Genomic DNA, 25,767 nt, shown 5'->3' with positions numbered 1-25,767 from the left:
GCGCGGCGAGGCCGTAGCGCAGAGGTCGACGCGCCTTGACTGCAATCTGGAGGACGCCGGTTCGAATCCGGCCGGTCTCGCCACCAATCGCTCCGAGGAGGCACCGTGTCCGTCGACCGCGCCGAGTTGGCGGCCTGCCTGGCCGTGCTCGCGCGTCTCGACGACGACGGTCTCGACGACCCGACCCGCCAGCAGTTGGAGCGGGCGGTGGTCGCCGCGGCCCGGGGTGTGAAGAAGCGGGCGAAGTCCCGCCGCGACGTGCGGACCCGCGCGGCCGACCTGGCGGTGCTGGCGAGCGCGACCCGCTTCCACACCGAGATTCCCGACACCGGGCCGGTCGAGGCACCCGCCGGGGCCGGCGGCGGCACCCTCGTCCGGGCCCGCAACTGTTACGTGTGCAAGTCGGCCTATCGCGAGGTGGACGCCGACTACCACCTGATGTGCCCGGACTGCGCGGCGGAGAACCGGCTGCGCCGGCACGCCCGCTGTGACCTGTCCGGCCGTACCGCGGTGGTCACCGGCGGCCGGGTGAAGATCGGCTTCCACACCGTGTTGAAGCTGCTCCGCGACGGCGCCGACGTCATCGTGACGACCCGGTTCCCGCGCGACGCCGCCCGCCGCTACGCGGCCGTCGCCGACTTCGCCGACTGGGCCGACCGGCTCTACGTGCACGGCGTCGACCTGCTCGACCTGCCGGCGGTGCTCGACTTCGTCGCGCTGGTCGGCCGGCGGTTCAGCGGGCTGGACATCCTGGTCAACAACGCCGCGCAGACGCTGCACCGGCCGCCCGCCTACCACCGGGAGGTCCGTGCGGGCGAGGCGGTGGCGCTCGACGGGCCGGCAGCCCGGATCGCGATCGGTGGCGGCCCGGCCACCGCCGATGCCGTTGCCGGCCTGCCGGCGGCGCTCGACGCGTTCTTCCCGGCCGGCCGGGTCGACGAGACCGGCCAGCCGCTCGACCTGCGCGACGTCAACTCGTGGGTGCTGCGCGACGCCGACGTGACCCCGCAGGAGTGGTTGCAGGTGCACGTCGTCAACGCGTTCGCGCCCTTCCTGCTCACCTCCCGGCTGCGTCCGCTGATGGCGGCCGGCCCCCACCCGCAGCGGCACGTCGTGCAGGTGTCCGCGATGGAGGGCAGCTACTCCCGGCCCGGCAAGACGACCCGGCACCCGCACACCAACATGGCGAAGGCTTCGCTGAACATGCTGGTCCGCACCGTCGCCGACGACTACCTGACCGACGGCATCCACATGAACAGTGTCGACACCGGCTGGGTCACCGACGAACGTCCGCACCCGAGCAAGACCGCCGAGCGGGACCACGGTTTCCGGCCGCCGCTGGACGTGATCGACGGTGCCGCCCGGGTCTACGACCCGGTCGTGCGGGGCGCACTCGGGGCGCCGGTCAGTGGCCAGTTCCTCAAGGACTACCGGAGTGTGCCCTGGTGACCGACCCGACCCCGGTACGCTGCCCGGCCATCACCCACCCGGAGGCCGGGCTCGCCGATCCGAGCGACTTCGACCCGCTGCTGACCCGGCTGGCGGCCGTGGACGCGGTCCACGACGCCGAGGTGTTCCCACGCGGGACGGTGCAGACCGACGGCCGGCTCGACCTGTGCAAGCAGGGTGTCGGGCCGGCGCAGACCGGCCGGATCGTCGCCGCCGCGGTCGACTCCCCGCTGGTCCGACACCTGCTGCTCGGCACGAACGGGCTCGGCGGCGACGGGGCCCGGGCGGTCGCCGACGCGCTGCGTCCCGGGCACGGCCTGGAAACGCTCTACCTGGGCTGCAACCGGATCGACCCGGCCGGGGTCGACGCGCTCGCCGACCGGATCGAGGGCGACGACACGATGCGGGCACTGTGGCTCAAGCGCAATCCGATCGGTGACGAGGGCGTCGCACGGCTGGCCGCCGCCCTCGCCGTCAACACCACGCTGCGCACCCTCGACCTGGTCAACGTCGGCATGAGCGGGCGCGGGCTGGCCACGCTGGCCGAGGCGCTCGCCGGCCGGCGGCAGAAGCTCCAACGGCTGTTCCTCGGCGGCAACGGCTTCGGCCCGGAGGTGGTGCCGACCCTGCGTACGCTCATCCACGAGGCCGGCATCCGCGAGCTGTACCTGGCCGCCAACCACCTCGGCGACACCGGGGCCGAGGCGCTCGCCGTCGCCGCCGACGGGGTGCCGATGACGCTCGGCCTGGGCGGCAACGGGCTGACCCCGGCCGGGGTGACGGCAGTGGCCCGGCACCTGGCGGCGTGGCAGGCGCTGGATCTCGCCCGGCCGCCGTCCGAGCGGGCGCTGGGCGCACACGGCAACCGGGTCGGCGACGAGGGTGCGGCCGTACTCGCACGGGCGCTGCCGACGGCCCGGCTGCGCCGGCTGGACGTCCGCCGCACCGAGATCGGTGGGCGGGGCGCCCGGCTGCTCGTCGCCGCCCTCGACGGGCATCCGACCCTGGAATACCTCGGCATCAACGGCGGTGTCCCGCGCCGGATGCGCCGGCAGGCGGCGGCGATGGTCGCCGACCGGCCGGTGACCGAAGCGCACCCGGACATCCGGGCGATCGCGAGCGTCTACCGGTGATCACGCCCGGCATCCCCGAACTCGCCGTCTGGCGACGCGTCCGCCGGTACGCCGTACCGGCGGCGATGATCGAGGCGTGCACCGCCGCCCGGGAGGCCGGCGACTGGCGCGCCACGTGCGTGGCGGGCCGGATCGACGTCGCCTTCGACCTCGCCGACGTACGCCGGGAGCACGGCGACCGGCAGGCCGACCTGATCGAGGCCGACCTCGCCGTGTTCGCCCCTGATCTGCTGCGCTGGCACCTGCCCCGGGTGCTCGGCGGGCGCACCGGCATCGCCACCCACGAGACCTATCTGCTGTCGGTGCGGGACGGCCGGATCGGCGCCGACGACGTCGGCCTGGTGCTGACCACACCGAAGACCGTCGACGGCTCCCAACGGCTGCGGCTCACCGTCGGGAAGACCCGGATCGGCGGCGACCAGGGCCTGATCGACCTGCCGCCGGTCTTCTGGAGCGCGGCCCACGTCGGCGGGCTCGCCGCGGCCTACGGCGGGTCCGCCGACCGGCTGCCCGGCTTCGAACCCGACGGCGCGGCACGCCCGTTCGAGGCGTACGCGACCGAGGTCGTGCCCAACGACCCGGCGAGCCGGTGGGAGGTGTACGACCGCCGCCTGGTCGACGGCGACATCGTCGGTGCGTGGGCGGTCGGCGGTGTCGACCTCGACCCGACCGAGCCGGACCGCCGTTCGGTCAGGCTCTCCACGATGGGCAACTCGATCGTCGCGCGCGGCATCGCCGCCGAGATGGCCCGGCTGCACGCGCGTCACGGTGTGGACGAGGCGAAGATCTCGGGCCACTGGGGACCGATCGCCCGGGTGAGCCGCAATGCCGACGGCCGCCCGTCCGTGCGGATGATCGGCTACGACCCGAAGAGCTGGCAAGTGCCCCAGTTGGTGTCGCTGGTGCACACCCGGCCGGCCGACCTCGAGCTGGTCCGCGCCGGTTGGATCGAGCCCGCCGCCCTGCACCCGCTGGTGCGGCGGGCGCTGTTCCCGGGCAGCCCCGCTCCGACCGCGCCTTCGACGGACACCGACCTGAGGGTGAGCGTGCCCGTACGGTGCCGGGGCGCGTGGCACACCGTCGTGCACGCCGACGGCCGACTCACCCCGGTGTCACACAGCCCGGAAGAGGTCAGCCGCGAGCGGATGCTCCGTACGCTCGGCGGGCAGGTCTCCGGCTGCTTCGCCGTCGTCGAGGCGTGGCACGGCTCCACCGACCGGCTCCCCCGGCCGCTCCGCGAACTGCGCCGCCACGTGCTGCAACGCGTCCAGCACGGCGGCTCGGCCGCCCTGGCCGAACTGCTCGACGCCGGCCTCGACCCGCGGATGGTCGACGGGCGCGGCGGCACCCTGCTGCACCACACGCGGGCGATGGACGATCCCGCCCTGGTCCGGCGCCTCGTCGACGCCGGGCTGCCGGTCGACGCCACCAACCGCCGGGGTCGCACCGCCCTGCACGTCACCGTCGGCGACGGCGGCACCGTCGAACAGGTGCGCGCACTACTCGAGGCCGGTGCCGACCCGCACCTGAACGGCAGGGACATGACCGCCGCCGAGATCGCCGAATACAAGTCCGAGCTGCACGAGGACGACGACGAGCCCCATCCGATGACCGCCATCCGCAAGCTGATCGACGGGTGGGAAGACCGGTGACCGACCAGGCGCTCGCCGCCGCCGACACGCTGATCGCCGCCACCCGGGCCTGGCGCACCGAGCCGGCCCAGGACCCCAGGGTGGCGGCACTCGCGCTCGCCGTCTCGGCCAACCTGCCGGTGCTGCTGTGGGGCGAGCCCGGCATCGGCAAGTCCGCGACGTTGCAGCAGCTCGCCGACGGCCTCGGTACGCCGATGGAGACGGTCATCGCGAGCGTCCACGAGCCGTCCGACTTCGCCGGGCTGCCGATCGTCGGAGACTCGCCGGCCACCGACGGCGTGCCGATGGCCCCGCCGGACTGGGCGGTACGGCTGGCCCGTACCGGATCCGGACTGGTCTTCTTCGACGAGTTGTCGTCGGCGCCGCCGGCGGTCCAGGCGGCGCTGCTGCGGGTGGTGCTCGAACGTCGGGTCGGCAGCCTGCAACTGCCGCCGGCCGTACGGATCGTCGCCGCGGCGAATCCGCCGACCAGCGCCGCCGACGGCTGGCACCTCAGCCCGCCGCTGGCGAACCGGTTCGTCCACCTGCACTGGACCCACGACGCCCGTACCGTCGCCCGCGGTCTCGCCGGCACCTGGCCGGCGGTGACGGTGCCGGCCGTCGACCCGCGACGTGCCACGACCGCGCTGGCGAAGGCGCGCGGTGCGGTCGCCGGCTTCCTCACCGCCCGGCCCGGCCTCACCCACCACCTGCCGGCCGACACCGAGGCCCGCGGCGGCGCGTGGCCGTCACCGCGCACCTGGGAGATGGTGCTGCGGCTGCTCACGTTCCACCACAGCGCCGGCACCGCCCCGGACGTGCTGGCACTCGCCGTGGTCGGGGCGATCGGTGACGGTGCCGGCCTGGAATTCGTCACCTACCTCGACAACCTCGACCTGCCCGACCCGGAACGGGTGCTCGCCAACCCGGAGGCGTTCCAGCTCCCCGAGCGCGGCGACCGGCAGCTCGCCTTCCTCACCGCCGTCATCTCCGCCGTGCAGTCCAAGGTGGACCGGCAGCGGTGGGAGGCCGGCTGGGTCGTACTGGAGAAGGCGGTGCAGGCCGGCGTACCCGACGTCGCGGCCCGGGCCGCGATGGACCTCGCCGCGCTGCGCGACAGGTCGTGGCCGGTGCCACCGGCCATCGACGCGTTCGCCGAGGTGCTGATGCTCTCCGGGCGCCTCGCCGGATGACCGGTCCCCTCGACCGGACGAAACTGCTCGCCGCCCGGTTCCGGGCCGCCCAGGACCGGCCCTACCTGGCCACGGCGCTGTTCAGCATCACCGTCGTCGCCTCCGACCAGGTGCCGACGATGGGCGTCGACCGCCGCTGGCGCTGCTACGTGTCCCCGGACTTCGTCGAACGGCAGCCGGTCCCCCAACTCGCCGCCGTCTGGATCCACGAGGTCGCCCACCTGCTACGCGACCACCACGGACGGGCCGACCGGCTACCGGCCGGCGAGCGGCACGACCACTACCGGGTCAACGTCGCGCAGGACTGCGAGATCAACGACGACCTGGTCGCCGACCGCCTCCCGCTGCCGGCCGACCGGATCGAACCGAAGACGTACGGGCTGCCGAACGGCCAACTGTTCGAGCAGTACCTGAAGACGCTCCCGCCCAGCGTCAAAGGCCACGACTGCGGGTCCGGCGCGCACGGCGTCGACCGGCCGTGGGAGACGGCGATCGGCGGCGGGCGCGGGGTCAGCGACGTCGAGGCCGGCGCCATCCGCCGGGACACCGCCAACTCGATCCGCAACCACACCCGCGGCCACGGCCGCGGCTCCGTACCGGCCGGCTGGGGCCGGTGGGCGGCCGAGATCCTCGAACCGCGGGTCGACTGGCGCCGGGCCCTCACCGGCGCCGTACGCGAGGCCGCCGCCTGGGCCAGCGGCGCGGTCGACTACACCTACCACCGGCCGTCCCGGCGGTCGGCGGCACTGCGCGGCGTGGTGCTGCCCAGCCTGCGCCAGCCCATCCCCCGCGTCGCGATCGTCGTCGACACGTCCGGGTCGATGGGCGACGAGCAGCTGGCGGCCGCGCTGAGCGAGGTGTCCGGGGTGCTGCGCGCGGTCGGCATCGGCGGCAACCGGGTCACGGTGCTGTCCTGCGACGCGGCCGTGCACGTGGTGCAGCAGGTCCACACCGCCAGCCAGGTGCAGCTCGCGGGAGGTGGCGGCACCGACATGCGGGTCGGGGTCGAGGCCGCGTTGAAGGTACGCCCGCACTTCGTCATCGTGCTGACCGACGGCGGCACCCCGTGGCCCGGTGAGCCGCTGGAGTCGACCCGGATCATCGCCGGCCTGATCGGCGCCGACGCACCCGAACCCCCGTCGTGGATAACCAGCATCCACATCGACGACTGACAGTCGAAGATGCGTAAGGCCGGTCGCGCTGACCTGACGCATCACGGCGAGGCGCTCGGTGAGCTGGCTCAGTGCCTCGTCCCGGGTCATCTCGACCCGGCCGTCGACCGTCAGCCACCAGGCGAGCCGCGATTGCGCACCAGGGGAAGCAGTCGTTCGTACCCCGCGTCGACGACCTCGTCGACCTGGCGCCTGACCCGACGGCCGCCGAGATCGTCGGCGCCACGGCCACCCCGGCCACCCGGAACAGCGCCATTTCCACGACACCCACATCGACCTCCGGCAGTCTGGCCGCACCTCGGGCAGCTCGGATCGCTCTCGGGCCCGCCGCCAATGCGTCCATCATCGACGGTGACCGCCCAGCCCCTTGCGGAGTGACGGTTCATCGCCCGACATCGGGCACGTCACCATCAAGGTGCGGGTGGGTCGTCTTGATCTGGGCGGGAGGAACCTTATCTCGACCGGATAAGGTTCCTCCCGCCCAGATCAACATCAGTACCGCCGACTCCGCTAGGTCGAAAAGTGCGCAGTACCGACATATAGCCGCGCTGGCTTGTCGCTCAGCGGGGATCCTCCCGACGAACTGAGCATGGCGGGGTCATGCCGCCCGGATGACCCACTGGCGCTCGGGTCACCACCCACCGCCACGCACGGGGAGTATCTTCGCTGTCGGCGGCGTCGAGAGGGGGTAGCCATGGCCAAGGAGACCGGACGCAAGGTCATCGCCTCGAACAAGAAGGCGCGGCACGACTACACGATCCTGAAGACGTACGAGGCCGGAATCGTGCTCGCCGGCACCGAGGTCAAGTCGCTGCGGGCCGGCCGGGTGTCGCTGGTCGACGCGTTCGCGCAGGAACGCGACCGCGAGATCCTGCTGTACGGGCTGCACATCGCCGAGTACGGCTTCGGCTCGTGGACCAACCACGCACCGCGCCGGACCCGGAAACTGCTCCTGCACCGGGTGGAGATCGACCGGATCCTGGAGAAGCTTCGCGACGGCGGCGGGACCACGCTGGTGCCGCTGTCGATGTACTTCGACAACGGCTGGGCAAAGGTCGAGCTGGGCCTGGCGCGCGGCAAGAAGGAGTACGACAAACGGCAGGCCCTGGCCGAACGCGACGCCAACCGGGAGATCGCCCGCCACCTCGGCCGCCACCTCAAGGGCATCCGCTGAGACGCACCGCCCGGCGGGCGGCGCACTGTCGGACGTGGCTGGTGTAATCGCGGTGCCCGATCGGTGGGCACTGGACGGATCGGAGCCTGCCATGGGTGTTCTGCACGACTATTTCCGCGCGCCGGACGCGGCCACCGCGCTACGGGCGATGGAGGTGCTGGGCGGGCCACTGGCACCGGACGGCAACGGGCGGCCGGGGTTCGACGGCGTGGGCACCAAGGGGATCGATCCGGACGTCGTCCTCGGCGAGTTGGTCGCGCTGATCCGGGACGTGCCGTGGACGACCGACGTGATCGGGGACGAGTTGGTGTGGCCGTCACCGGACGAGGTGCCGCGCAACGCCGAGGAGGCGCGGGCGCTGCCACCGGACGCCCCGTGGGCGACCGGACCGTGGCTCTTCGAACTCGACGAGTCGGCACGTGACACCCTCGCCGAACTCGACGACGACCGGTATTCCGAGATCGCCGTCGCGTGGGGCGGACCGAGGAACTCGCCGACTTCGGTCCCGTCGACCCCGAATACCTGGTCGAGCTCGTCACCGAGCTGACCGGGCTGGCGCGCCGGGCCCGCGACAACGGCGAGCGGCTCTACTGCTGGACCTGCCTTTAGGGGCCGTCAACCGGCGGAGATCAGGGCCATGCCGGTCGCCGGGTCGTACCGCTTGGCCAGTTCCGGCGCGACCTCGGTGACGATCACCTCGAGGGTGGGCCAGACCTCGGCCTTGAGCAGGTGGCCGCCGACCGTGCTGCCGTCGCGCCGCCCGAGCACGGTGTGCACGTGCAGGGCCGGCTCGCCGTCCTGCTCTGCGACGTCGCCGAGCAGCGACAGCACCTCGACCTGTTCCCGCACCGGGATGCGCAGGTATTCGCCCCGGCCGTCGTGTTCGAGATAGCCGACCTCGGCACTGGCGAACCCGCCGACACCGGTCACCTGGGCGGCGCGGATGCCCTGGTCGGCGAGGGCACGACCGATCACCTCGACCGGCTCCTCCCCCTTGTCGCAGACGACGACCAGGACCCGGCTGGTCTGGTGGCGCATCTCACGCAGTCTCATCGGCGTCCTCCGGTCGGTGCGGCGGCCCAGATCCAACCGGCTACCCGGCCCGCCAACGGGCAAACCGGATGCCGGCCGGAAAGATCTTGTCCGGGCGTACGGGCCACGGCCAGAATGCTCGGATGGTCTCAGGGGTTCCGATCACCGAGGCGTCCCAGCCGGCGCTGCGCCAACTGGTCACCGAGGTGGCCCGCTGGCTCGACCTGCCGCCGGACACCCCGGCGCGGCTGACCCTGGAACCGGAGATCGCTGCCGGGTTCGACGCGCGGCGTACCCGCCAGCTGAGCATCGGGCTGCCGCTGCTCGCCTGCCTGAACGTGGCCGAGGTGCGGGCCCTGGTCGGCCACGAACTCACCCTGTTGCACCGGCCCGACGCCCGGCAGGTCATCAGGACGCTCGCCCGCCGCTCGCAGGCGGTTCTCGACGAGGAGTACGAGGACGGTCGGGCCCGACGCCGGGCGCGGGCGACCCGCCGCAAACTCGACCCGCTCGCCGCCGAGGTCCAGCACGGCGCCGACGGTGCGGCGATCACCGCCGCCGGTGGCCGTGAGCCGGCGGCGCGGGCGTTCGCGCTGGCCGGTCTGGTTCAGGACGAGTACGTCACCTTCATGGTTGAATCCGGCGTCCCGCCGTACGCGTTGCGGCTCTTCGAGGCCGGGATCAGCGACCTGGACGACGGCTGGCGGCGGACGGTGCGGCGCGGGGTGGCCGAGTCGCTGTGGGACGCGGACGCGGCGGCACTGCAGGCGACGGTCCATCCCCGGCTCGCCGAGACGATGACGGCGCTGGGTGCGGGGCCGCTGCCACTGGCCGAGGCGGCCCGGCCGGTGCCGGTGAGCCCGCTGACCGTACGCGAGCAGCGCCGGCTGGTCCGCGAACTGCGGGCGATCGACCCGCTGAAGATCGTACGGTGGACGACCTTCCAGGATGCGCCGGCGTCCTGGTGGCGGCGGCGCGCGGCGAAGTATGCCAAGGGGGTGCGCGCCGACGTGGTCACGCTGCTCGGCCGGGAGCCGGTCGACGACGTCGAGACGATCGAGGTGCTGCGGAGCCGGGCCCGGGAGCTGACGGCGCTGGTCTTCGGCGTACCGGTGGCGGAGGTGACCGGGGACGCCGGCCCGGACGAACCGCAGATGTGGCTGCTCGAGGACCACCTGCTGCGTCGCGGGTGGCGGCTGGAGCATCCGGCGGTACGGGGTGTGCTGGTCGCCCCGGACGGGCGGCGGGTCGACGGGTACGAGGTGCTGGGTACCGGTGTCGACCCGACCGCTGTCCGGGGTCTGCTGGGTTAGCCCTACTCCCAGCGGAAGAAGCGGGCGGCGCCCAGGCCGCTGAGCACGATGGCGGCGACGAGGCTGATCAGGTGCAGCGGCTCCGGGGTCTGGCCGGCCCAGGCGTCGCCGACCGCCGCGGTGACGGCACCGAACGGCAGCACCTCGCCGACGCGGGCGACGACGTCGGGCAGGTTGACGACCGGCCCGAACATGCCGCCGGTGGCGCCCATGCCGAAGAAGAGCACCAGGCCGATCGCGACCGCGGCGTTGCCGGTGGGTGCGATCGCGGCGATGAAGACGCCGACGGCGTACATGGCCAGCGCCGCCAGGACGACGACGCCCAGGGCCATGCCGGGGTTGCGCGGCGGGTTGGCGCCGAACGCCAGCATCGCGACGGTCAGCGCGAGCACGATGCCGACCGTGGTCTGGACGATGCTCGTCACGACCTGGGCGGCCAGCACCATCGCCGGGTGGGCGGGGGTGACGGCCAGGCGCCGCAGCACCCCGGTACGCCGGTAGTAGGCGAGGAAGCTGGGCATGTTCACCACCCCGATCGTCGCGACGACGATGGCGATGACGATCGGGATGACGTACACGTCGAGGGCGGTTAGGCCGTCGAGACCGGGCAGTTCCTCGGTGCTGGCGCCGAGGCCGTTCATGACGAGGATCAGCAGCGGCAGGCCGATCGGGATGAGCAGGCCGGCGGTGTCGCGTACGACCGACTTGGTCTCGGCGCGGATCAGGGCCAGCCAGGCCCGGGGACCGGGCCGGTGCACGGCAATGTCCGTTTGGGCGGTCATGCGTTCTCCCGTGTTTCGGCGCCCGCTTCGAACGGGCGGCCGGTGAGGGCCAGGAAGGCGTCGTCGAGGGTGGCGCGTTCGAGGCGGGTCTCGGTGGCGACGACGCCGGCGTGGACGAGGGCGGTGCTGACGTTGTGCAGCAGGTCCCCGTCGCCGGTGACGGTCACCTGGTCGCCGGCGACGTCGACCCCGGTGACCTCCGGCAGCCGGTCGAGGAGGGCGGGGTCGAACCGGCCGGCGGCCCGGAACCGTACCCGCTGGGCCAGGCCGGCGCGGGCAACGAGCCCGACCGGGGTGTCGACGGCGACGACCCGGCCGTGGTCGATCAGCGCGACCCGGTCGCAGAGCCGTTCGACCTCCTCCATGAGGTGGCTGACGAGCAGGACGGTGACACCGTCGGCGCGCAGGTCCTCGACCATCGCCCAGATGTGCCGGCGCGCTTCGGGGTCCAGGCCGGTGGTGAGTTCGTCGAGCAGCGCCACCCGGGGGTTGCCGACCAGGGCGAGCGCGATCGACAGTCGCTGCTGCTGGCCGCCGGAGAGTTTCTCGAACCGGATTCCGCGGCTGCCGGTGAGCCCGACGGCCTCGATCAGCTTGTCCGGGTCGGCGCCGGTGGCGTAGAAGCTGCGGTACAGGCCGACGAGTTCGCGTACGGTCAGCGCGCTGTGCAGGGCGCTGGACTGCAGCTGTACGCCGAGCACCTGGCGGACCCGGGCCCGGTCGCGGTGCGGGTCGAGCCCAAGGACCCGTACGGTGCCCCGGTCGGGTCGGCGCAGGCCGGCGATCGCTTCGACGGTCGTCGTCTTGCCGGCGCCGTTGCGGCCGAGTACGCCGACGATCTCGCCCTCGTCGACGGAGAGGCTGACGTCGTCGACGGCGACGACCTGCCCGTACCGTTTGTGTAGATTACGAACCTCGATGGCTGGCACGCTGGCCCTCTCCGGTTGATGGCGGTACATCGACGCTAGGTGCCGGGGCGCACCGGCCGCGCGTGCCGGAAGTCATGACCGACACCCATGACCTTTGGCAGGGCCTGTGCCGTTCACCAGCGCATACGCTGGACGATGATGAAACGGTTCGAGCCAGATCTGTGGGCGGGGATCCTCGGCACCCTGCTGTGTGCCGCCGTGAGCCTGTCGGTGCTGGTCGCCCAACTGCAGGGCGGCGACGTCACGGTCGGGCCGGGCTGGGTGTGGTGGCTGTGCTTCGGCGCCTACGTCGTCGCGTGGACGGCCTGCGCCTGGCTGGTCGACCTTCTGCCGCGGCGGATCCTCCACGCGGTCTTCGCGGCACAGGTCGTGCTGGGTGCGACCGTGGTCCTGCTGGCGCCCCGGGCCGGCTTCATCCCGATCGTGCTGGTGTTCACCGCGGCCCTCAGCGTCTACCTGGTCCCGTGGCAGGTCACGGCCGGCGTCATCGTGGCCAACACGGCCGTCGCGGCGGCGGCGGCCGTGTTGACCACCGCGCCCCTCGCGGCGGTCCTGGGGACGGCGCTGATCTACCTGCTGCTCCAGCTCGGCACCACGCTCGGCACCAAGGCCCACCTGCGGGAGATCCAGACCCGCCGCAAGCTGGCGGCCGCCCACACCGAACTGCGGGCGGCCGGCGCGCTGCTGGCCGAGTCCAGCCGGGCCGACGAGCGGCTGCGGATCGCCCGCGAACTGCACGACCTGATCGGCCACCAGCTCACCGTGCTCACCCTCGAGCTGGAGATCGCCTCCCACCAGAGCACCCCGCCGGCCAGCGAGCACGTCACCCGCGCCGCCCGGGTCGCCCGCGAACTGCTCGCCGACGTACGGACCACGGTCGGCGAGCTGCGGCACCGGGCCCCGGACCTGCGGCACACCCTCGAACACATCGTCGCGGAGCTGCCCGAACCGGCGGTGCACCTGCGCATCGACGACGCCGTACAGGTCGACGAGGGGCGTACGACGGCGCTGATCCGGTGCGTTCAGGAGGTCGTCACGAACACGATCCGGCACTCGGAGGCGAGCCAGATGTGGATCGAGATCACCGCGGCCGACGACGGCGGCGTCACCTTCACCGCCTGGGACGACGGTCGCGGCGCCGATCGGATCGTGGTCGGCAACGGCCTGCGCGGCATCGTCGAACGGGTCACCGAACTCGGCGGCCGGGCCCGGTTCTCCGCCGACCGTGGCTTCAAGGTCGTCGCGGAGGTGCCCGCCCCATGATCCGGGTGTGTCTCGTCGACGACCAGAACCTGGTCCGGCAGGGCATCCGCAGCCTGCTCGGCCTCGCCGCCGGCATCGAGGTCGTCGCCGAGGCCGACGACGGCAGCACCGCGCTGGCCGCGATCGAGCGGGACCCGCCGGACGTCGTCCTGCTCGACCTGCGGATGCCCGGGTACGACGGCATCTGGACCCTGCGGGCGCTACGCGACCGTGGGATCGACGTGCCGGTCCTGGTGCTGACCACCTTCGACGACGACGAGCTCGTCCTCCAGGCGCTCCGGGCCGGCGCCAGGGGCTACCTGCTCAAGGACGTCACCCTCGAACAACTCGTCGGCGCGGTCCGTACCCTGGCCGGCGGCGGCACGCTGGTGCAACCGGCGATCACCGACCGGCTGCTGCGCGCGATCCAGGGCAACACGGTCGTCGCCCGCGACGATCCGGCGCCGGTACGCGAACTGACCGACCGCGAACTCGACGTGCTGCGGCTGCTCGCCAGTGGCTACGCCAACAAGGAGATCGCCGAGGCGCTGTTCCTCGCCGAGGGCACGGTGAAGAACCACGTCTCCAGCCTGCTGCTCAAGCTCGGCGCCCGGGACCGCACCAACGCCGTACTGCTCGCCCTGCAACACGGACTGCTGAAGTAGGGGCGGCCCGGCACTGTCGGCGAGCCGACCGCCGGGGCCGGTATCAGCGGCCCCGGCCCGGCCGTCAGCTCTGCAGACGATCCCACGGAAGGGGAAACGAAATGCAGAGCTACGCGGTCCTGTACGAGCCCTCGGGACGGGTCCTGATCGCAAGGAAGTTCGACCTGGGTTACTTCTTCTTCGAGCACGGCGTCGGGCGGGTCAAGACGGCCGGGCAGGTGCTGAACGGGGCTGGCAAGACCGCGCTCCCCGGCGGCAAGATCGACCCGGGCGAGTCCATCGCCGCCGCGGCGCACCGCGAGTTCCGGGAGGAGACCGGGGTCGACATCGCCACCGCCGTCCCCACCGTCCAGGTCGCCCAGCACTCGTTCGGCGCGTACGGGGCGGGCTACTTCCGGGTCGGCGCCGCCGAATTCGACACCCTGGCGATGCGGATCGCCACGGTGACCCTGCCGGCCGGCGAGCAGGCCGCCGCCGCCATCCGGAACCGCACGATCAACAACTACGCCGGCATCCACGCCCGGTTCCCGGCCGCGCCGCCGTCGAACGAACTGCAGTACTCGTTCACCTGGGACGTGACCGATCCGATGGACTGGCAGCAGATCCAGCAGTTGCAGCACGACCGCGACACGAACTGGTACCACGCCGTCCTGGTGCACCTGCGGGTCAACCTGATCGGCGTCCCGGTCTACTGACCGGCGCCGGCCCGGGGCGGGTGGTGCCCGCCCGCCGGGTCCGTGGGACCGGGGTCAGGTGATCCCGAGGGTGGCCCGGGCGGCCAGGATGTGGGCCCGCATCACCGAGCCGGCCCAGGCCCGGTCGCCGGCCTCGAACGCGTCGACCAGCTCGCGGTGGTGGGCCATGCTGCGCGCCATCGCGGCCTCGTCGTAGCGCTGGAACGTCCGGTTGACCAGCGGGGTCTGCACCACCGCGCCGAGCAGTGCGCTGAGCCGCCGGTTGCGGCCGGCCCGCAGGATGATCGCGTGGAACTCCGCGTTGCACACCGCGATCCGGTCGGCGTCGTGGTTGGCCGCGTGGCGCTCCATCTCGGCGCTGAGCTCCCGCAGTTGGGCGATCTCCTCCCGGGTGATCCGGGTGGCGGCCAGTTCGGCGCCGTACCCCTCCAACAGGGCGCGCAGCTCGAAGATCTCCTCGAGGTCCTGGTCGCTCCACGCGGCGACGGTCGCGCCACGGTTGGCCTCCCAGTCGATGAGTCCTTCGGCGTGCAGCCGGCGCAGCGCCTCGCGGACCGGGGTACGGCTCACCCCGACGGCCGTCGCGAGGTCCTCCTCGGAGAGTTTCGCGCCGGGGCCGTACGTGTTGTCGAGGATCAGATTCTTGATCGACTCGTATGTCTTCTGCGAGGCGCGTGCCATGTTCCACCTTCCGTCGCCGTCGAAGAGTAACCCCTACACCGACGCCGTTCCGCCCGCATTCACGGCGTACTCCGCGCCCGTCACCTGGCGGGACCGGTCACCGGCCAGGAAGAGCACCACCTGTGCCACGTCCTCGGGCCGGTTCATCCGGCCCAGCGGCAGTTTCCGCATCTCGTTGACGAAGTGGTCGGCGGCGGCGTCGATGTCGATCGACAGCCGGTCGGCCAGCGCGGCAAGAAACGAGTCCATCGTGGACGTACGGGTCGGGCCGGGTGCGACGGTGTTGACCCGTACGCCCTTCGGCCCGTACTCGATCGACAGGGCCTTGGCCAGGCTGAGCAGCGCGGCCTTGGTGACCGAGTAGTCGACCAGGTAGGGCTTGGGGTGCCGGGCCGCCTCCGACCCGATGTTGACGACGCTGCCGCCGCCGCGGGCCGCCATCAGCGGGATGACCGCCCGGCACAGCCGGACACAGGACATGACGTTGACGTCCCAGCTGCGCTGCCAGGCCGCGTCGTCGACGGCGGTGAACGTGTCGCGGTACGGGGCGAGGGCGACGTTGTTGACCAGTACGTCGACACCGCCGAACCGGGTGGTCGCCGTCTCGACGAGGGCGGCCACCCCGTCGGGTGTGCCGAGGTCGACGGCGACCGAAACGCCGGCTTCGGTGACGTCGGCGCAGGCCGACGGGTCGAGGTCGGCCATCACCACCCGGCAGCCGGCATCCGCCAGCGACCGGGCCACCGCCAGCCCGATGCCGGCACCGGCCCCCGTGACCACCGCGACCTTTCCGGCCAGTCCGTCGCTCATCCGCTGCTCCCCACATCGAATTCCGGGCCGGCCGACCAGGCCAGCGGCTCGCCGCCGGCCCGCACCGCCCGCCCGATCCCGGCTTCCAGTTCGTGCTCGGTCGGCAGGTCCCGCCAGGCCCAGAGCCGGCGGGTGAGGCGTTCCAGCCCCAACTCCCGGGTGACGCCGATCGCGCCGTGCACCTGGTGGGCGCAGCGGGCCACCACCCCGGCGGCACGGGCCGCGGTGGCCAGCCCGGCCGGCACCGTGACCGGGTCGTCGTCGGCCGCCACGAGCGCGGCGTCCAGGGCCGCCGCCGCCAGCACCGCCTGGGCGTGGGCTTCCGCGACAAGGGCGGCCACCGCCTGGAACCGGGCGATCGGCCGGCCGAACTGTTCCCGGGTCGCGGCGTACGCCGCCGTCCTTCGGGCGGCTCCCTCGGCGGCACCGACGAGGCGGGCGGCGTGCAGGATCCGCCAGCGGTTCACCACCGGATCCGGGGTGGTTCCGGCTGCCGCCCCGGCCAACGTGTCCACCGGCTCGTGTGCCAGGTTGACGGCCGGCCGCAGGTCGGCGCAGGGCAACGTCGTACCGGCCAGCACGGCCGCGTCGAGGTGCCGTCCCCAGGGCACCGCGATCTCGGCGCCGCGGGGCAGGGCGACGCCGATCCGGCCGTCGAGCGCCGCCGCCGGGTCCAGTCCGGCGGCCAGCATCCCGAAGAGGCCGGCGTGCAGTTCCGGCAGCGGCGCCGACAGCCCGGCGGCGGAGACCGCCCGGACCACCGCGGCGAGATCGGCGAGGTCGCCGCCCATGCCGCCGGCGGTCTCCGGTACGGCGAGCAGGTGCCAGCCCTGCTCGCCGGTGGTCCGCCACATGGCGGCCATCTCGGCGGCCGGATCGTCGCGGTACGCGGCGACCTGCGCGGACAGCACCTGTACGGCCGCCTCCGCGACGGCCCGCATCCCGGTCACCGGGCCTCCCTCATCGCCTCGCGGCCGACGACCACGCTCAGCACCTCCGTCGTGCCGCCGCGCAGCGAGAAGCCGGGCGCGGCCAGGACTGCGTCGTCCAACGCCGCCCGCAGGTCCTCATCGGACGGAAGTGTCTCCCGGGCCGCCTCGATCACGTCGACCTCGAACCGGTTGCCGAGCAGCTTCAGCGTGGCGGCCGCCGCGACCGGCGCCTCTCCGGCGTCCATCCGTACGGCGACCTGCCAGGCCAACCGGCGCAGGGCGACCAGCCGGGCCACCAGCTCCCCCACCCGGCCCACCGGTCCGGCGGCCGTGTCCAGCAGCCGCCGCAGCAGCGGGTACGTGCTCAGCACCCGCTCGGGGCCGCCGCGCTCGAACGCGAGCTGCTCGGTCACCTGCGCCCAGCCGGCGCCGATCCCGCCGAGCACCCACGCGTCGGGCACGAACGCGTCGTCGAGGAAGATCTCGCAGAAGTGGCCGGGCCCGCGCAGGTCCGGGATCCGCCGTACGGTCACGCCCGGCGCGGTCACGTCGAGAACGAACTCGCTCAGGCCGTCGTGCCGCCGCTCGCCGTCCGACGTGCGGGCCAGCACGTAGGCGTGGGTGGCCCGGTGGGCGTTGCTCGACCACACCTTCTGCCCCGCCAGCAGCCAGCCGCCGTCGACCCGGCGGGCCCGGGTCCGTACCGAGGCGAGGTCGCTGCCGGCGTCGGGCTCGCTCATGCCGAGGCAGAAGCGGGCCTCACCGGCCGCGATCGCGGGCAGCAGTTCGCGCCGGAGCGCCCCGGTGCCGAGCCGGGCGATCGCCGGACCGATCTGCCGGTCGGCGATCCAGTGGGCGGCGACCGGTGCGCCGGCCCGCAGCAGCTCCTCGGTGAGCACGAACCGGTCGACGAAGCCGCGGCCGTGGCCGCCGTACTCCGGACTCCAGGTCAGGCCGATCCAGCCGCGGGCGCCGAGCCGGCGGCTGAAGTCCTCGTCGTAGCCGACCAGCCAGCTGTCGCTGCGCGGGGTGAAGATCCCTGCGGCCCGCCACTCGTCGAGCTGGGCCCGTACCTCCGCCCGCAACGCGGCGGCGCTCACGGCGCCTCCTCGCTGTGCTCGGCGACACCGTGCTCGTCGTTCAGTTCGGCAAGGATCTCGGCGGTGTGTTCGCCGAGGGTCGGGGCGTGACCGCCGGCCACCACCGGCGAGCGGGAGAACGCCATCGGTGACCCGATCTGGCGCAGCCGTCCGGCCACCGGGTGCTCGACGGTGGAGACGAACCCGCTCTCGCGCAGGTACGCCTCGGACAGGATCTCCTCGTAGCCGGCCAGCGGCGCGCACGGTACGTCGATCTCGTCGAGCACGGCCAGCCACTCGGCGGTCGGGCGCTCCCGCAGGATCTCCGCGACGATGGCGTAGAGGGCGTCGGCGTTGGCGATCCGCTTGCCGACCGTGTCGAACTCGGGCCGGGTGAGCACGTCGGCCCGGCCGGCCCGGGAGAGGAACCGCCGCCACTGCTCCTCGGTGTAGATCAGCACGCAGAGGTGGCCGTCGGCGGTCGGGTACGGCCGCCGGTTGGCCGCCGCCGTACGCGGATACAGCGGTGGCCCGGTCGGCGGGTCGAAGGTCCAGCCGTCGAGCTGTTCCAGCAGCCCGAAGGCGACCATCGTCTCGAACATCGGCACCTCGACCCGCTGCCCGGCCCCGGTGGCGTCGCGGTGCCGCAGCGCGGCGAGTACGGCGACCGCCGCCGTCAGTCCCGCGATCTTGTCGGCGAGCGGGGTGGTGACGTAGCCGGGCCGGTCCTGGTTGACGCTCTGCAGGGCGGCGATGCCGGCGGCCCCCTGGATGACGTCGTCGTACGCCGGCCGGTCGGCGTGCGGGCCGGTGCCGCCGAAGCCGGGAATGGCGCAGTAGACGACGTCCGGGCGGATCCGTTCACAGTCCTCGTAGGACAGTCCGAGCCGCTGGGCGGCGCGGGGACGCATGTTGTGCACCACCACGTCGGCGGTGCCGACCAGGCGGCCGACCGTGTCCCGGCCCCCGGCCGACTTCAGGTCGAGCACCACGCTCTTCTTGCCCCGGTTCATGTTGAGGAACACCGCCGCCAGGCCCGGGGTCCGCGCCGCGCCGAGCTGGCGGGCGATGTCGCCGCCCGGCGGCTCGACCTTGACCACCTCGGCGCCGAGGTCGGCCAGCACGAGCGTGCAGTACGGCCCGGAGAACGTACTGGTGAGGTCGAGGACCCGGATCCCCGACAGCGGCGCCGTCACGGCCGCGCCGCCCGGCGTCGCAGCGACCACATCTGTGCCGACCGTTCGGCCTCCATCGCCAGTTCCCAGCGCGTCGGCGACGGGTCGACCGCACGCCGGAACGAGGCCGTCGTACGGCGGCTCAGCTCGGGGTCGGCGGCGGCCGGCGCGGCCAGCGCGTACGCCCGCCCGTCGACCTCGGCGTCGTCGACGCACTCGAGGGCGAGGCCGACCTCGGCGGCGCGTACGCCGTCGAGCTCCTGGCCGAGCAGGGTGAACGCGGCGGCGCCCTGGCGGCCCAGCGCGGTCGCGGCGAGCAGGTGGTGGCCGCCGCCGGGGTGCAGCCCGATGGCGCCGAAGCCGGCGAGGATGCGGGCGTCGCGGGCCACGACCCGCACGTCGGCGGCGAGCAGCAGGTTGACGCCGGCGCCGACGGCCGAGCCCCGGACCGCGGCGACCACCGGAACGCCGAGCCGGCCGATCCGCACGAAGGAGTCGTAGAGCGTGCCCAGGTCGCGGTAGTTGGCGTCGTCGGCCGGGTCGGCGGCGACCGCGTCGAGCACCGCCCGGTGGGCGCCGGCGCAGAAGTGGCCGCCCGCGCCGCGTACGACGACCACGCCGACCGTCGCGTCGGCGTCGGCGGTCGCGGCCGCCTCGGCCAGGTCGCGGGCCATCGCCACGGTGAGCGCGTTGCGGCGCCCGGGGGCGTCCAGCGTGATGACCGCGACGCCGTCCCGGACGGTCAGGTCGACCTCGCCACCTCCGCCGGTCACGCGGCCTCCCTCCGGTCGGGGACGGCCGGGTACGGGAACCCGCCGGCCCGGCTGAGCAGGCCCGGCACCTCGGCACCGAGTACGCCGGAGAGCCACCGGGCGTTGTCGATCGCGGCGTCCAGCGCCACCCCGGTGCGGTGACCGGAGCGTTCCAGCGCGTAGACGACGTCCTCGGTGGCCACGTTTCCGGTCGCCCCGGGCGCGAACGGACAGCCGCCGATCCCGCCGATGCTGGCGTCGACGGCACGGACGCCGGCCGCGACGGCGGCCAGCACGTTCGCCGTACCCAGGTTGCGGGTGTTGTGGAAGTGGCAGCGCAGGTCGGCGCCGGTCGCCGCGCGGACGGCGGTGAACGCCGCCCCGACCGCGCCCGGCACCGCGACCCCGATCGTGTCGGCCAGCGCCAGCTCGTCGGGGTTGACCGCGCCGAGCGCGTCGACGATGCGCAGTACGCGGTCGAGCGGCACCTCGCCCTCGAACGGGCAGCCGAAGGTGGCGGCGACGGTGACCGACGCCCGCCGGCCCGCGTCGTGGACCCGGGGCAGCAGCCGGCGTACCTCGGCCACCGCCGGTTCCGTCGGCTTGCCCTGGTTGCGCAGGCTGAACGTGTCGCTGGCGACGACGACGAAGTTGACCTCGTCGACGCCGGCGGCCAGCGCCCGGTCGAGGCCGCGCTCGTTGAGCACCAGCCCGATCGAGACGAGGCCGGGGTCGCCCGCGACCTCGGCCATGACGGCCTCGGCGTCGGCGAGCCGGGGCACCTTTACCGGGTTGGTGAAGCTGGTGACCTCGACTCGCCGGGTGCCGGCGGCCACCGCCCGGCGGACCAGCGCGACCTTGTCGGCCGTGCCGAGGTGCGTCGGGTGGTTCTGCAGGCCGTCGCGGGGGCCGACCTCGACCAGTTCGACGGGCGGGCCGGCCGGCGGACGGCTCAAGACAGCACCGCCAGGCCGGCCTTGGCGACCTCCATGTCCTGCGTGTAGTGGCCGCCGCTGACGCCGATGCCGCCGACCACCACGTCGTCGACCTTGATCGGGTAGCCGCCGCCGAACGTCACCAGCCGGTCGATCCCGCTCGGCGCACCCATCGCCAGCGGGCCGTCCTCCTTGATGAAGTCGTACCAGCCGTCGCTGCTCAGGCCGAACCCGACGGACGTGTACGCCTTGTCCTGCGCGAGCTGGACCGACACGAGCGCGGCGCCGTCCATCCGCTCGTACGCCTTCAGGACGCCGCTCTCGTCGACCACCGCGACGGTGACGGCGAAGCCCATCTCCTCGGCCTTCGCCACCGCCGCCGCGATCACCGCGCGGGCGGCGCGCAGCGAGATCGTCTGCTTCTTGACCACGATCGCCTTCTTGGACATGCTTCGTTCTCCTCTTGCTCAGATGGCTCCGCCGCGGCGCGGCTCAGATTGCTCCGCCGGCGCGGAACGCGGCTCAGATTGCTCCGCCGCTGCGCAGCGCGGCGATCGTGTCGTCGTCGAGGCCGAGGACCTCGCGCAGTACCTCGTCGGTGTGCTCCCCCAGCTTCGGGCCGACCCAGCGCAGCCGGCCGGGGGTACGGGACAGCCGGGGTGCCACGTTGTGCATCGGAAACGGACCGAAGTCCGGGTGCGGCAGTTCGACGATCGCCTCCCGGGCCGCGAAATGCTCGTCGGTGAGCATCTCCCGGGCCGTGTAGACCGATCCGGCCGGTACGCCGCCGGCGTGCAGCAGCTCCAGCAGCGGGTGCTGGTCGAGTTTCCCGGTCCAGGCGGCGATCAGCTCGTCCAGCGCCACCTGGTTCTCGCCGCGCTTGGCGTGCGACGCGTAGCGCGGGTCGTCGGCGAGTTCGGCCCGGCCCATCACCGCGGCCAGCCGGCGGAACACGGTGTCCTGGTTGGCGGCGATGAGCACCGTCGCACCGTCCTGGGTGGGGTACGCGTTGCTGGGGGCCACGTTCGGCAGGATCGACCCGGTCCGTTCCCGTACGTAGCCGGTCAGCGCGTACTCCGGCAGCAGCGACTCCATCAGGGCCAGCACCGACTCGTAGATGGCGCTGTCGACGACCTGACCGCGCCCGGTGCCGGCCGCGACCCGCAGCGCCATCATCGCGCCGAGCGCGGCGAAGGTGCCGGCGAGCGAGTCGCCGAGACTGACCCCGATCCGGCTCGGCGGGGTCGACGGGTCGCCGGTGACGTGGCGGATGCCGCCCATCGCCTCGCCGATCGAGCCGTACCCGGCGCGGGAGGCGTACGGGCCGTCCTGGCCGAACGCGGTGACCCGGACGACGACGAGCTTCGGGTTGATCTCGTGGAGTTGTTCGGGGCCGAGACCCCACCGTTCCAGGGTTCCGGGCCGGAAGTTCTCCACGAAGACGTCGGCGTGGGCGAGCAGCTCGCGCATCACCCGCTGCCCGTCGGGCACCCGCAGGTTGCAGGTGACGGACTTCTTGTTGCGGGCCACGACCGGGAACCACAGCGACTTCCCGTGCGGCTTCTCGCGTCCCCACTGGCGCATCGGGTCGCCGTTCGCCGGCTCCTCCACCTTGATGACCTCGGCGCCGAAGTCACCGAGGAGCTGGCCGCAGAACGGGCCGGCGAGCAGGACCCCGGCCTCGACGACCCGGACACCGGTGAGCGGTCCGTCGGCGAACGCGGCCTCCCGCGCCGGGGCCGTCATCGGTCGCCCTCCGGGGTCGGCAGGCCGAACATCGCGGCGATGCGGGCCTCGGCGAACCGGGACACCCCGCCGCGCCGCGACACCGAACGGACGCCCTCGACCTGGAGCAGCGTCGGCGTCACCAGCGACCCCATGGTGACCGGAGCGGACGGGCAGGCCGCGCAGCGGCCGTGGAAGGTCACGTGCGCGTCGCCGTCGTCGCCGACATCGACGGTGACGCCGCCGCCGTGCGCCTCGACGAGCTGACGCACCTTGCCGTCGAGGGCCCGGTCGGCGGCGCGCGCGGTCTTCTTCCTACTTGCCATGGGAGCCGGCCTTCTTGTTCTTCTTCGCCTTCTTGCCCTTTGCCGGCGGCGCGCCGTACAGCTCGGCCTTCTTCGCCTCGACGTCGATGCCCATGATGCGGGCGAAGTTGAGTCCGAAGATCTTCGCCTTGGCCTGATCGGTCAGCTCCGGGTAGCCGTAGCCGTCCTGAAGGTCCTCGGGCATCGTCATGTCGGCGAACAGGTCGATGTACGCCTGCACCTTCGGCCAGACGAACGCCTCGGAACCCCACAGCAGGCGGTCCTCGCCGACGTGCAGGAGACACTTGCCGATCGCGTGCAGCGCCGCCCGGGGCGCCACCGGGTACTGGTTGATCCAGGCGGTCAGCGCGAGGCTGATGTTCTCGTACCGGGACGCGATGTTGATCGTCTCGTCGATGAACGGTTCACCGAGGTGGTGCACGATGAACGTCATCTCCGGGAAGTCCTGCGCGGCCCGTTCCAGGTCGTACGGGGCGAGGTCGATGATGTGCTGGGTGTTGAACGCGAGTCCCTTGTGGAACTGCACGTTCGTCACGCCGTTCTCCAGGCACGCCTCCCAGATCGGGTACGCCACCTGCCGGTCGTCGATGCGCCAGGACACTCCGCCGGAGTGCGCCTGGTAGAACTTGAAGCTGACCGCACCCCACTCCGTGATCTGCCGGATCGCCTCCTTGACCGCGCCGTACCGGCCGTGGGTGATCGGGTCGACGCCGCCGCAGAAGAGCACCCGGTCCGGATACGCCTCCTTGAGCTTGTAGTTGTTCTCCGCCGGGGAGAAGCCCAGCTTCCAGCCACCGTGGCTCGGCACCGTCTGCGCCATCGCGATGTCGGTGTCGGACTCGTCGAACATCAGCCGGTGGGCGTCCTCGACCGACAGTTCCCGCCCGGAGATGTCGTCGTACGGGTACCCGGGCCGGGAGTAGAGCTTGGCGTACTCGACCAACGCGTTGGTCGACTTGCGGCCGCCGGTGCGCTCGTCGAGGTTGTCGTCGGTGAGCTTGTACATGTGGATGGCGTTGTCGAATACGAAGTAGTCGTTCTTCATGACCCAGCTTCCGTGTCCGAAGGGTTGGGGGTTCAGCGTCAGCTGCCGCGTGGTGCCTGCCGTTCGAGCCGTTCGACGTGCCGTACGGCGAGCTGCCGCCGGCGTCGTACGGCGAACCCGGCGAGCGAGACACCGACGATGACCGCGAGCCCGTTGAAGATGCGCTCGATCCAGGTGGCGGCGCCCAGGTGCTGCAGGCCGGCGATGGTGAAGCTGATGAAGTACGCGGCGACGACGGTGCCGAGCATGTTGACCCGGCCGGGACGCAGTACGGCCGCGCCGAGGAAGGCCGCGGCGAACGCCGGGAGCAGGAACTGCTCGCCGACGGTCGGTTGGGCGGAACCGACCCGGGACGCGAGGAGCACCCCGGCGATCGAGGCGAGTACGGCAGCACCGACGAACGCCCGTACCGTGTAACTGTTGACGTTGATGCCGGCCCGCGCCGCGCCGCGGATGTTGCCGTCCATCGCGTAGAGCCGCTGCCCGAACGGGGTCCAGACGACCAGGAACTCCAGCAGCACCACCAGGACGGTCAGATAGATCAGCGGCAGCGGGATACCGGCCAGGTCGCCGCGGGCGATCGCGGTGAAGCTCTCCGGCACGTTCTGGAAGATGACCCGGCCACCGGTGATCATGTAGAGGCTGCCCATCAGCAGGCTGCCCGTCGCCAGGGTGGCGATGATCGACGACATGCCGAACTTCAGCACCAGCAGGGTGTTGAGCAGACCGACGGCGACCGCGAGCACCAGGACCGCGACCAGCGCCAGCCAGATCGGCGTGCCGTGCACCGCGACCAGCCAGATGCTCACGCCCTGCGCCAGGCCGAGCATCGGGCCGACCGAGGCGTCGAGGTAGTGCGCCAGCAGCGGCAGCGTCGCGGCCAGCGCGACGATCACGGTCACCGTCTGGTTGACCAGGATCAGCCGGAAGTTCGTCGTCGTGAAGTAGGTTTCCGGGCTGGCCACCGAGAACACCGCGATCACCAGGAAGAGCAGGCCGACCAGCCCGTACCGGCTGACGCCGTCGACCGCCCGCTCGCCGACACCCTGGCGCGACCGGTCGGCGCTCTGCCGGACCACGACCCGGTCGGGTGGCGTCTTCGTCACCGTCTCCGTCACGCCGGCTCCTCCGTCCCGAGCGCGTCGGCTCCCCGCACGATCAGTTGCACGCACCGCTCGACGTCGAGTGCGCCGGTCGGCCCGTGGTAGACCCGCCGGCCGCCTTTCATCACGAGCAGGCGGTCGGCCAGGGCCAGCACCTCCGGGATGCGGTGGCTGATGACGATCACCGCGTAGCCGCGGTCGCGCAGCCGTACGATCAGGTCGTTGACGCCCCGCGACTCGGTGGTGCCCAGCGCCGCCGTCGGCTCGTCCATCACCATCACGCGCGGCTCGTTCTCGGTCACCAGCGCCCGGGCGATGGCCACCATCTGCCGTTGGCCGCCGGAGAGCCCCTCGACGAGCACGTTCATGTCGTGCAGGTCGATGCCGAGCCGCTCCAGCACCTCCCGGGTGCGGGCCCGCATCGCCTTCTTGCGCAGCACCGGCAGCCGGGCCGGACCGGCCGTCCACTCCCGGCCGAGAAACACGTTCTCGACCACGCTGAGGTTGTCGGACAGGCCGAGGTCCTGATAGATCATCTCGATGCCCCGGGCGCGGGCGTTGCCGATCGTGTGCGGCGCCAGCCGTTCGCCGGCGATCCGCAGCTCGCCGCCGTCCGGCGCGACCGCCCCGCTGACCATGTTCATCAGGGTCGACTTGCCGGCGCCGTTGTCGCCGACGATGCCGAGGATCTCGCCCGGCAGTACGTCGAAGGAGACGTCGGTGACCGCGCGGACCCGGCCGTACGACTTGGACAGTCCGACGACCTCGAGCACGGGGCTGTCCGTCCGGGCGCC

At 72.8% G+C, this 25,767-nt stretch carries 27 protein-coding genes and 1 tRNA gene; 12 read left to right on the top strand and 16 right to left on the bottom strand.

Going from position 1 to position 25,767, the window contains the following annotated elements; genetic code table 11:
* Positions 1–7: 7 nt before the first annotated feature.
* From Prubr_RS21680 to Prubr_RS21645, 8 genes are all read left to right on the top strand, one after another.
* Positions 8–83 (top strand) — tRNA-Cys (locus tag Prubr_RS21680).
* A gap of 22 nt (positions 84–105) precedes the next feature.
* Positions 106–1,449: an SDR family NAD(P)-dependent oxidoreductase gene (locus Prubr_RS21675; RefSeq protein ID WP_212816740.1), complete on the top strand. Its 1,344-nt coding sequence runs from the start codon at positions 106–108 to the stop codon at positions 1,447–1,449.
* A complete protein-coding gene (locus Prubr_RS21670) occupies positions 1,446–2,582 on the top strand; it encodes a leucine-rich repeat domain-containing protein (protein WP_246567454.1) in 1,137 nt (378 codons plus the stop codon). The genes Prubr_RS21675 and Prubr_RS21670 overlap by 4 nt, the downstream gene beginning before the upstream one ends.
* Positions 2,579–4,234 carry an ankyrin repeat domain-containing protein gene (locus tag Prubr_RS21665; protein WP_212816739.1) on the top strand — a complete coding sequence of 552 codons (1,656 nt, stop codon included), beginning with the start codon at positions 2,579–2,581 and terminating at the stop codon, positions 4,232–4,234. Before Prubr_RS21670 ends, Prubr_RS21665 begins: the two co-directional genes overlap by 4 nt.
* Positions 4,231–5,406 carry an AAA family ATPase gene (locus Prubr_RS21660; RefSeq protein ID WP_212816738.1) on the top strand — a complete coding sequence of 392 codons (1,176 nt, stop codon included), beginning with the start codon at positions 4,231–4,233 and terminating at the stop codon, positions 5,404–5,406. Before Prubr_RS21665 ends, Prubr_RS21660 begins: the two co-directional genes overlap by 4 nt.
* A complete protein-coding gene (locus tag Prubr_RS21655) occupies positions 5,403–6,578 on the top strand; it encodes a vWA domain-containing protein (RefSeq protein ID WP_212816737.1) in 1,176 nt (391 codons plus the stop codon). The genes Prubr_RS21660 and Prubr_RS21655 overlap by 4 nt, the downstream gene beginning before the upstream one ends.
* A gap of 694 nt (positions 6,579–7,272) precedes the next feature.
* The gene (gene smpB, locus Prubr_RS21650) at positions 7,273–7,752 is read left to right on the top strand and encodes an SsrA-binding protein SmpB (RefSeq protein WP_212816736.1); all 480 of its coding nucleotides are present in this window, start codon (positions 7,273–7,275) and stop codon (positions 7,750–7,752) included.
* A 91-nt stretch (positions 7,753–7,843) separates the two neighbouring features.
* Entirely contained in the window at positions 7,844–8,299 is a 456-nt protein-coding gene (locus tag Prubr_RS21645) for a hypothetical protein (protein ID WP_212816735.1), read from the top strand.
* 68 nt (positions 8,300–8,367) lie between these two features.
* On the opposite strand, the gene Prubr_RS21640 is transcribed toward Prubr_RS21645, so the two are convergent.
* The gene (locus Prubr_RS21640; protein ID WP_212816734.1) at positions 8,368–8,805 is read right to left on the bottom strand and encodes a PPC domain-containing DNA-binding protein; all 438 of its coding nucleotides are present in this window, start codon (positions 8,803–8,805) and stop codon (positions 8,368–8,370) included.
* 122 nt (positions 8,806–8,927) lie between these two features.
* Here Prubr_RS21640 and Prubr_RS21635 point away from each other — a divergent pair, with 122 nt between their 5' ends.
* Positions 8,928–10,097 carry a M48 family metalloprotease gene (locus Prubr_RS21635; RefSeq protein ID WP_212816733.1) on the top strand — a complete coding sequence of 390 codons (1,170 nt, stop codon included), beginning with the start codon at positions 8,928–8,930 and terminating at the stop codon, positions 10,095–10,097.
* Between the two features lie 2 nt (positions 10,098–10,099).
* On the opposite strand, the gene Prubr_RS21630 is transcribed toward Prubr_RS21635, so the two are convergent.
* The gene (locus tag Prubr_RS21630; RefSeq protein WP_212816732.1) at positions 10,100–10,879 is read right to left on the bottom strand and encodes an ABC transporter permease; all 780 of its coding nucleotides are present in this window, start codon (positions 10,877–10,879) and stop codon (positions 10,100–10,102) included.
* On the bottom strand, positions 10,876–11,808 hold the full coding sequence (locus Prubr_RS21625) for an ABC transporter ATP-binding protein (RefSeq protein ID WP_212816731.1): 933 nt from the start codon (positions 11,806–11,808) through the stop codon (positions 10,876–10,878). Before Prubr_RS21625 ends, Prubr_RS21630 begins: the two co-directional genes overlap by 4 nt.
* A 138-nt stretch (positions 11,809–11,946) precedes the next feature.
* On the opposite strand from Prubr_RS21625, the gene Prubr_RS21620 reads away from it, so the two are divergent.
* The 3 genes from Prubr_RS21620 (at position 11,947) to Prubr_RS21610 (ending at position 14,410) form a co-directional block, all read left to right on the top strand.
* Positions 11,947–13,071, top strand: coding sequence for a sensor histidine kinase (locus tag Prubr_RS21620; RefSeq protein ID WP_212816730.1), 1,125 nt, complete (start codon positions 11,947–11,949; stop codon positions 13,069–13,071).
* Positions 13,068–13,715 (top strand): response regulator, encoded by a 648-nt coding sequence (locus tag Prubr_RS21615; RefSeq protein WP_212816729.1) that lies wholly within the window; start codon positions 13,068–13,070, stop codon positions 13,713–13,715. Before Prubr_RS21620 ends, Prubr_RS21615 begins: the two co-directional genes overlap by 4 nt.
* 101 nt (positions 13,716–13,816) lie before the next feature.
* Positions 13,817–14,410, top strand: coding sequence for an NUDIX hydrolase (locus tag Prubr_RS21610; RefSeq protein WP_212816728.1), 594 nt, complete (start codon positions 13,817–13,819; stop codon positions 14,408–14,410).
* Positions 14,411–14,464: 54 nt separating this feature from the next.
* Here Prubr_RS21610 and Prubr_RS21605 read toward each other — a convergent pair whose 3' ends face one another.
* The 13 genes from Prubr_RS21605 to Prubr_RS21545 form a co-directional block, all read right to left on the bottom strand.
* Positions 14,465–15,091, bottom strand: coding sequence for a GntR family transcriptional regulator (locus Prubr_RS21605; RefSeq protein ID WP_212816727.1), 627 nt, complete (start codon positions 15,089–15,091; stop codon positions 14,465–14,467).
* A gap of 33 nt (positions 15,092–15,124) precedes the next feature.
* Positions 15,125–15,901 (bottom strand): SDR family NAD(P)-dependent oxidoreductase, encoded by a 777-nt coding sequence (locus Prubr_RS21600; protein WP_246567451.1) that lies wholly within the window; start codon positions 15,899–15,901, stop codon positions 15,125–15,127.
* Complete coding sequence (locus Prubr_RS21595) at positions 15,898–16,842, bottom strand: acyl-CoA dehydrogenase family protein (RefSeq protein ID WP_246569007.1); 945 nt, start codon at positions 16,840–16,842, stop codon at positions 15,898–15,900. Before Prubr_RS21595 ends, Prubr_RS21600 begins: the two co-directional genes overlap by 4 nt.
* 5 nt (positions 16,843–16,847) lie before the next feature.
* On the bottom strand, positions 16,848–17,933 hold the full coding sequence (locus Prubr_RS21590) for an acyl-CoA dehydrogenase family protein (RefSeq protein WP_212816725.1): 1,086 nt from the start codon (positions 17,931–17,933) through the stop codon (positions 16,848–16,850).
* Positions 17,930–19,108: a CaiB/BaiF CoA transferase family protein gene (locus tag Prubr_RS21585; RefSeq protein WP_212816724.1), complete on the bottom strand. Its 1,179-nt coding sequence runs from the start codon at positions 19,106–19,108 to the stop codon at positions 17,930–17,932. Before Prubr_RS21585 ends, Prubr_RS21590 begins: the two co-directional genes overlap by 4 nt.
* The gene (locus Prubr_RS21580) at positions 19,105–19,860 is read right to left on the bottom strand and encodes an enoyl-CoA hydratase-related protein (RefSeq protein WP_212816723.1); all 756 of its coding nucleotides are present in this window, start codon (positions 19,858–19,860) and stop codon (positions 19,105–19,107) included. The genes Prubr_RS21585 and Prubr_RS21580 overlap by 4 nt, the downstream gene beginning before the upstream one ends.
* Entirely contained in the window at positions 19,857–20,795 is a 939-nt protein-coding gene (locus Prubr_RS21575) for a hydroxymethylglutaryl-CoA lyase (RefSeq protein ID WP_212816722.1), read from the bottom strand. The genes Prubr_RS21580 and Prubr_RS21575 overlap by 4 nt, the downstream gene beginning before the upstream one ends.
* Positions 20,792–21,223 carry a GlcG/HbpS family heme-binding protein gene (locus tag Prubr_RS21570; RefSeq protein ID WP_212816721.1) on the bottom strand — a complete coding sequence of 144 codons (432 nt, stop codon included), beginning with the start codon at positions 21,221–21,223 and terminating at the stop codon, positions 20,792–20,794. The genes Prubr_RS21575 and Prubr_RS21570 overlap by 4 nt, the downstream gene beginning before the upstream one ends.
* Positions 21,224–21,296: 73 nt before the next feature.
* Positions 21,297–22,520 carry a CaiB/BaiF CoA transferase family protein gene (locus Prubr_RS21565; protein ID WP_212816720.1) on the bottom strand — a complete coding sequence of 408 codons (1,224 nt, stop codon included), beginning with the start codon at positions 22,518–22,520 and terminating at the stop codon, positions 21,297–21,299.
* Positions 22,517–22,825, bottom strand: a complete 309-nt coding sequence (locus tag Prubr_RS21560) for a NifU family protein (RefSeq protein WP_212816719.1) — start codon at positions 22,823–22,825, stop codon at positions 22,517–22,519. The genes Prubr_RS21565 and Prubr_RS21560 overlap by 4 nt, the downstream gene beginning before the upstream one ends.
* On the bottom strand, positions 22,815–23,870 hold the full coding sequence (locus Prubr_RS21555) for an amidohydrolase family protein (protein ID WP_212816718.1): 1,056 nt from the start codon (positions 23,868–23,870) through the stop codon (positions 22,815–22,817). The genes Prubr_RS21560 and Prubr_RS21555 overlap by 11 nt, the downstream gene beginning before the upstream one ends.
* A gap of 38 nt (positions 23,871–23,908) precedes the next feature.
* Positions 23,909–24,988: an ABC transporter permease gene (locus tag Prubr_RS21550; protein WP_212816717.1), complete on the bottom strand. Its 1,080-nt coding sequence runs from the start codon at positions 24,986–24,988 to the stop codon at positions 23,909–23,911.
* Complete coding sequence (locus Prubr_RS21545) at positions 24,985–25,746, bottom strand: ATP-binding cassette domain-containing protein (protein ID WP_212816716.1); 762 nt, start codon at positions 25,744–25,746, stop codon at positions 24,985–24,987. Before Prubr_RS21545 ends, Prubr_RS21550 begins: the two co-directional genes overlap by 4 nt.
* Positions 25,747–25,767 lie beyond the last annotated feature (21 nt).

Origin of the sequence: Polymorphospora rubra (assembly GCF_018324255.1) — a bacterium.
GTDB classification, from domain to species: Bacteria; Actinomycetota; Actinomycetes; order Mycobacteriales; family Micromonosporaceae; genus Polymorphospora; species Polymorphospora rubra.
The sequence above is the reverse complement of the archived record's forward strand: the minus strand, read 5'-3'. Positions and strand labels throughout refer to the sequence as shown.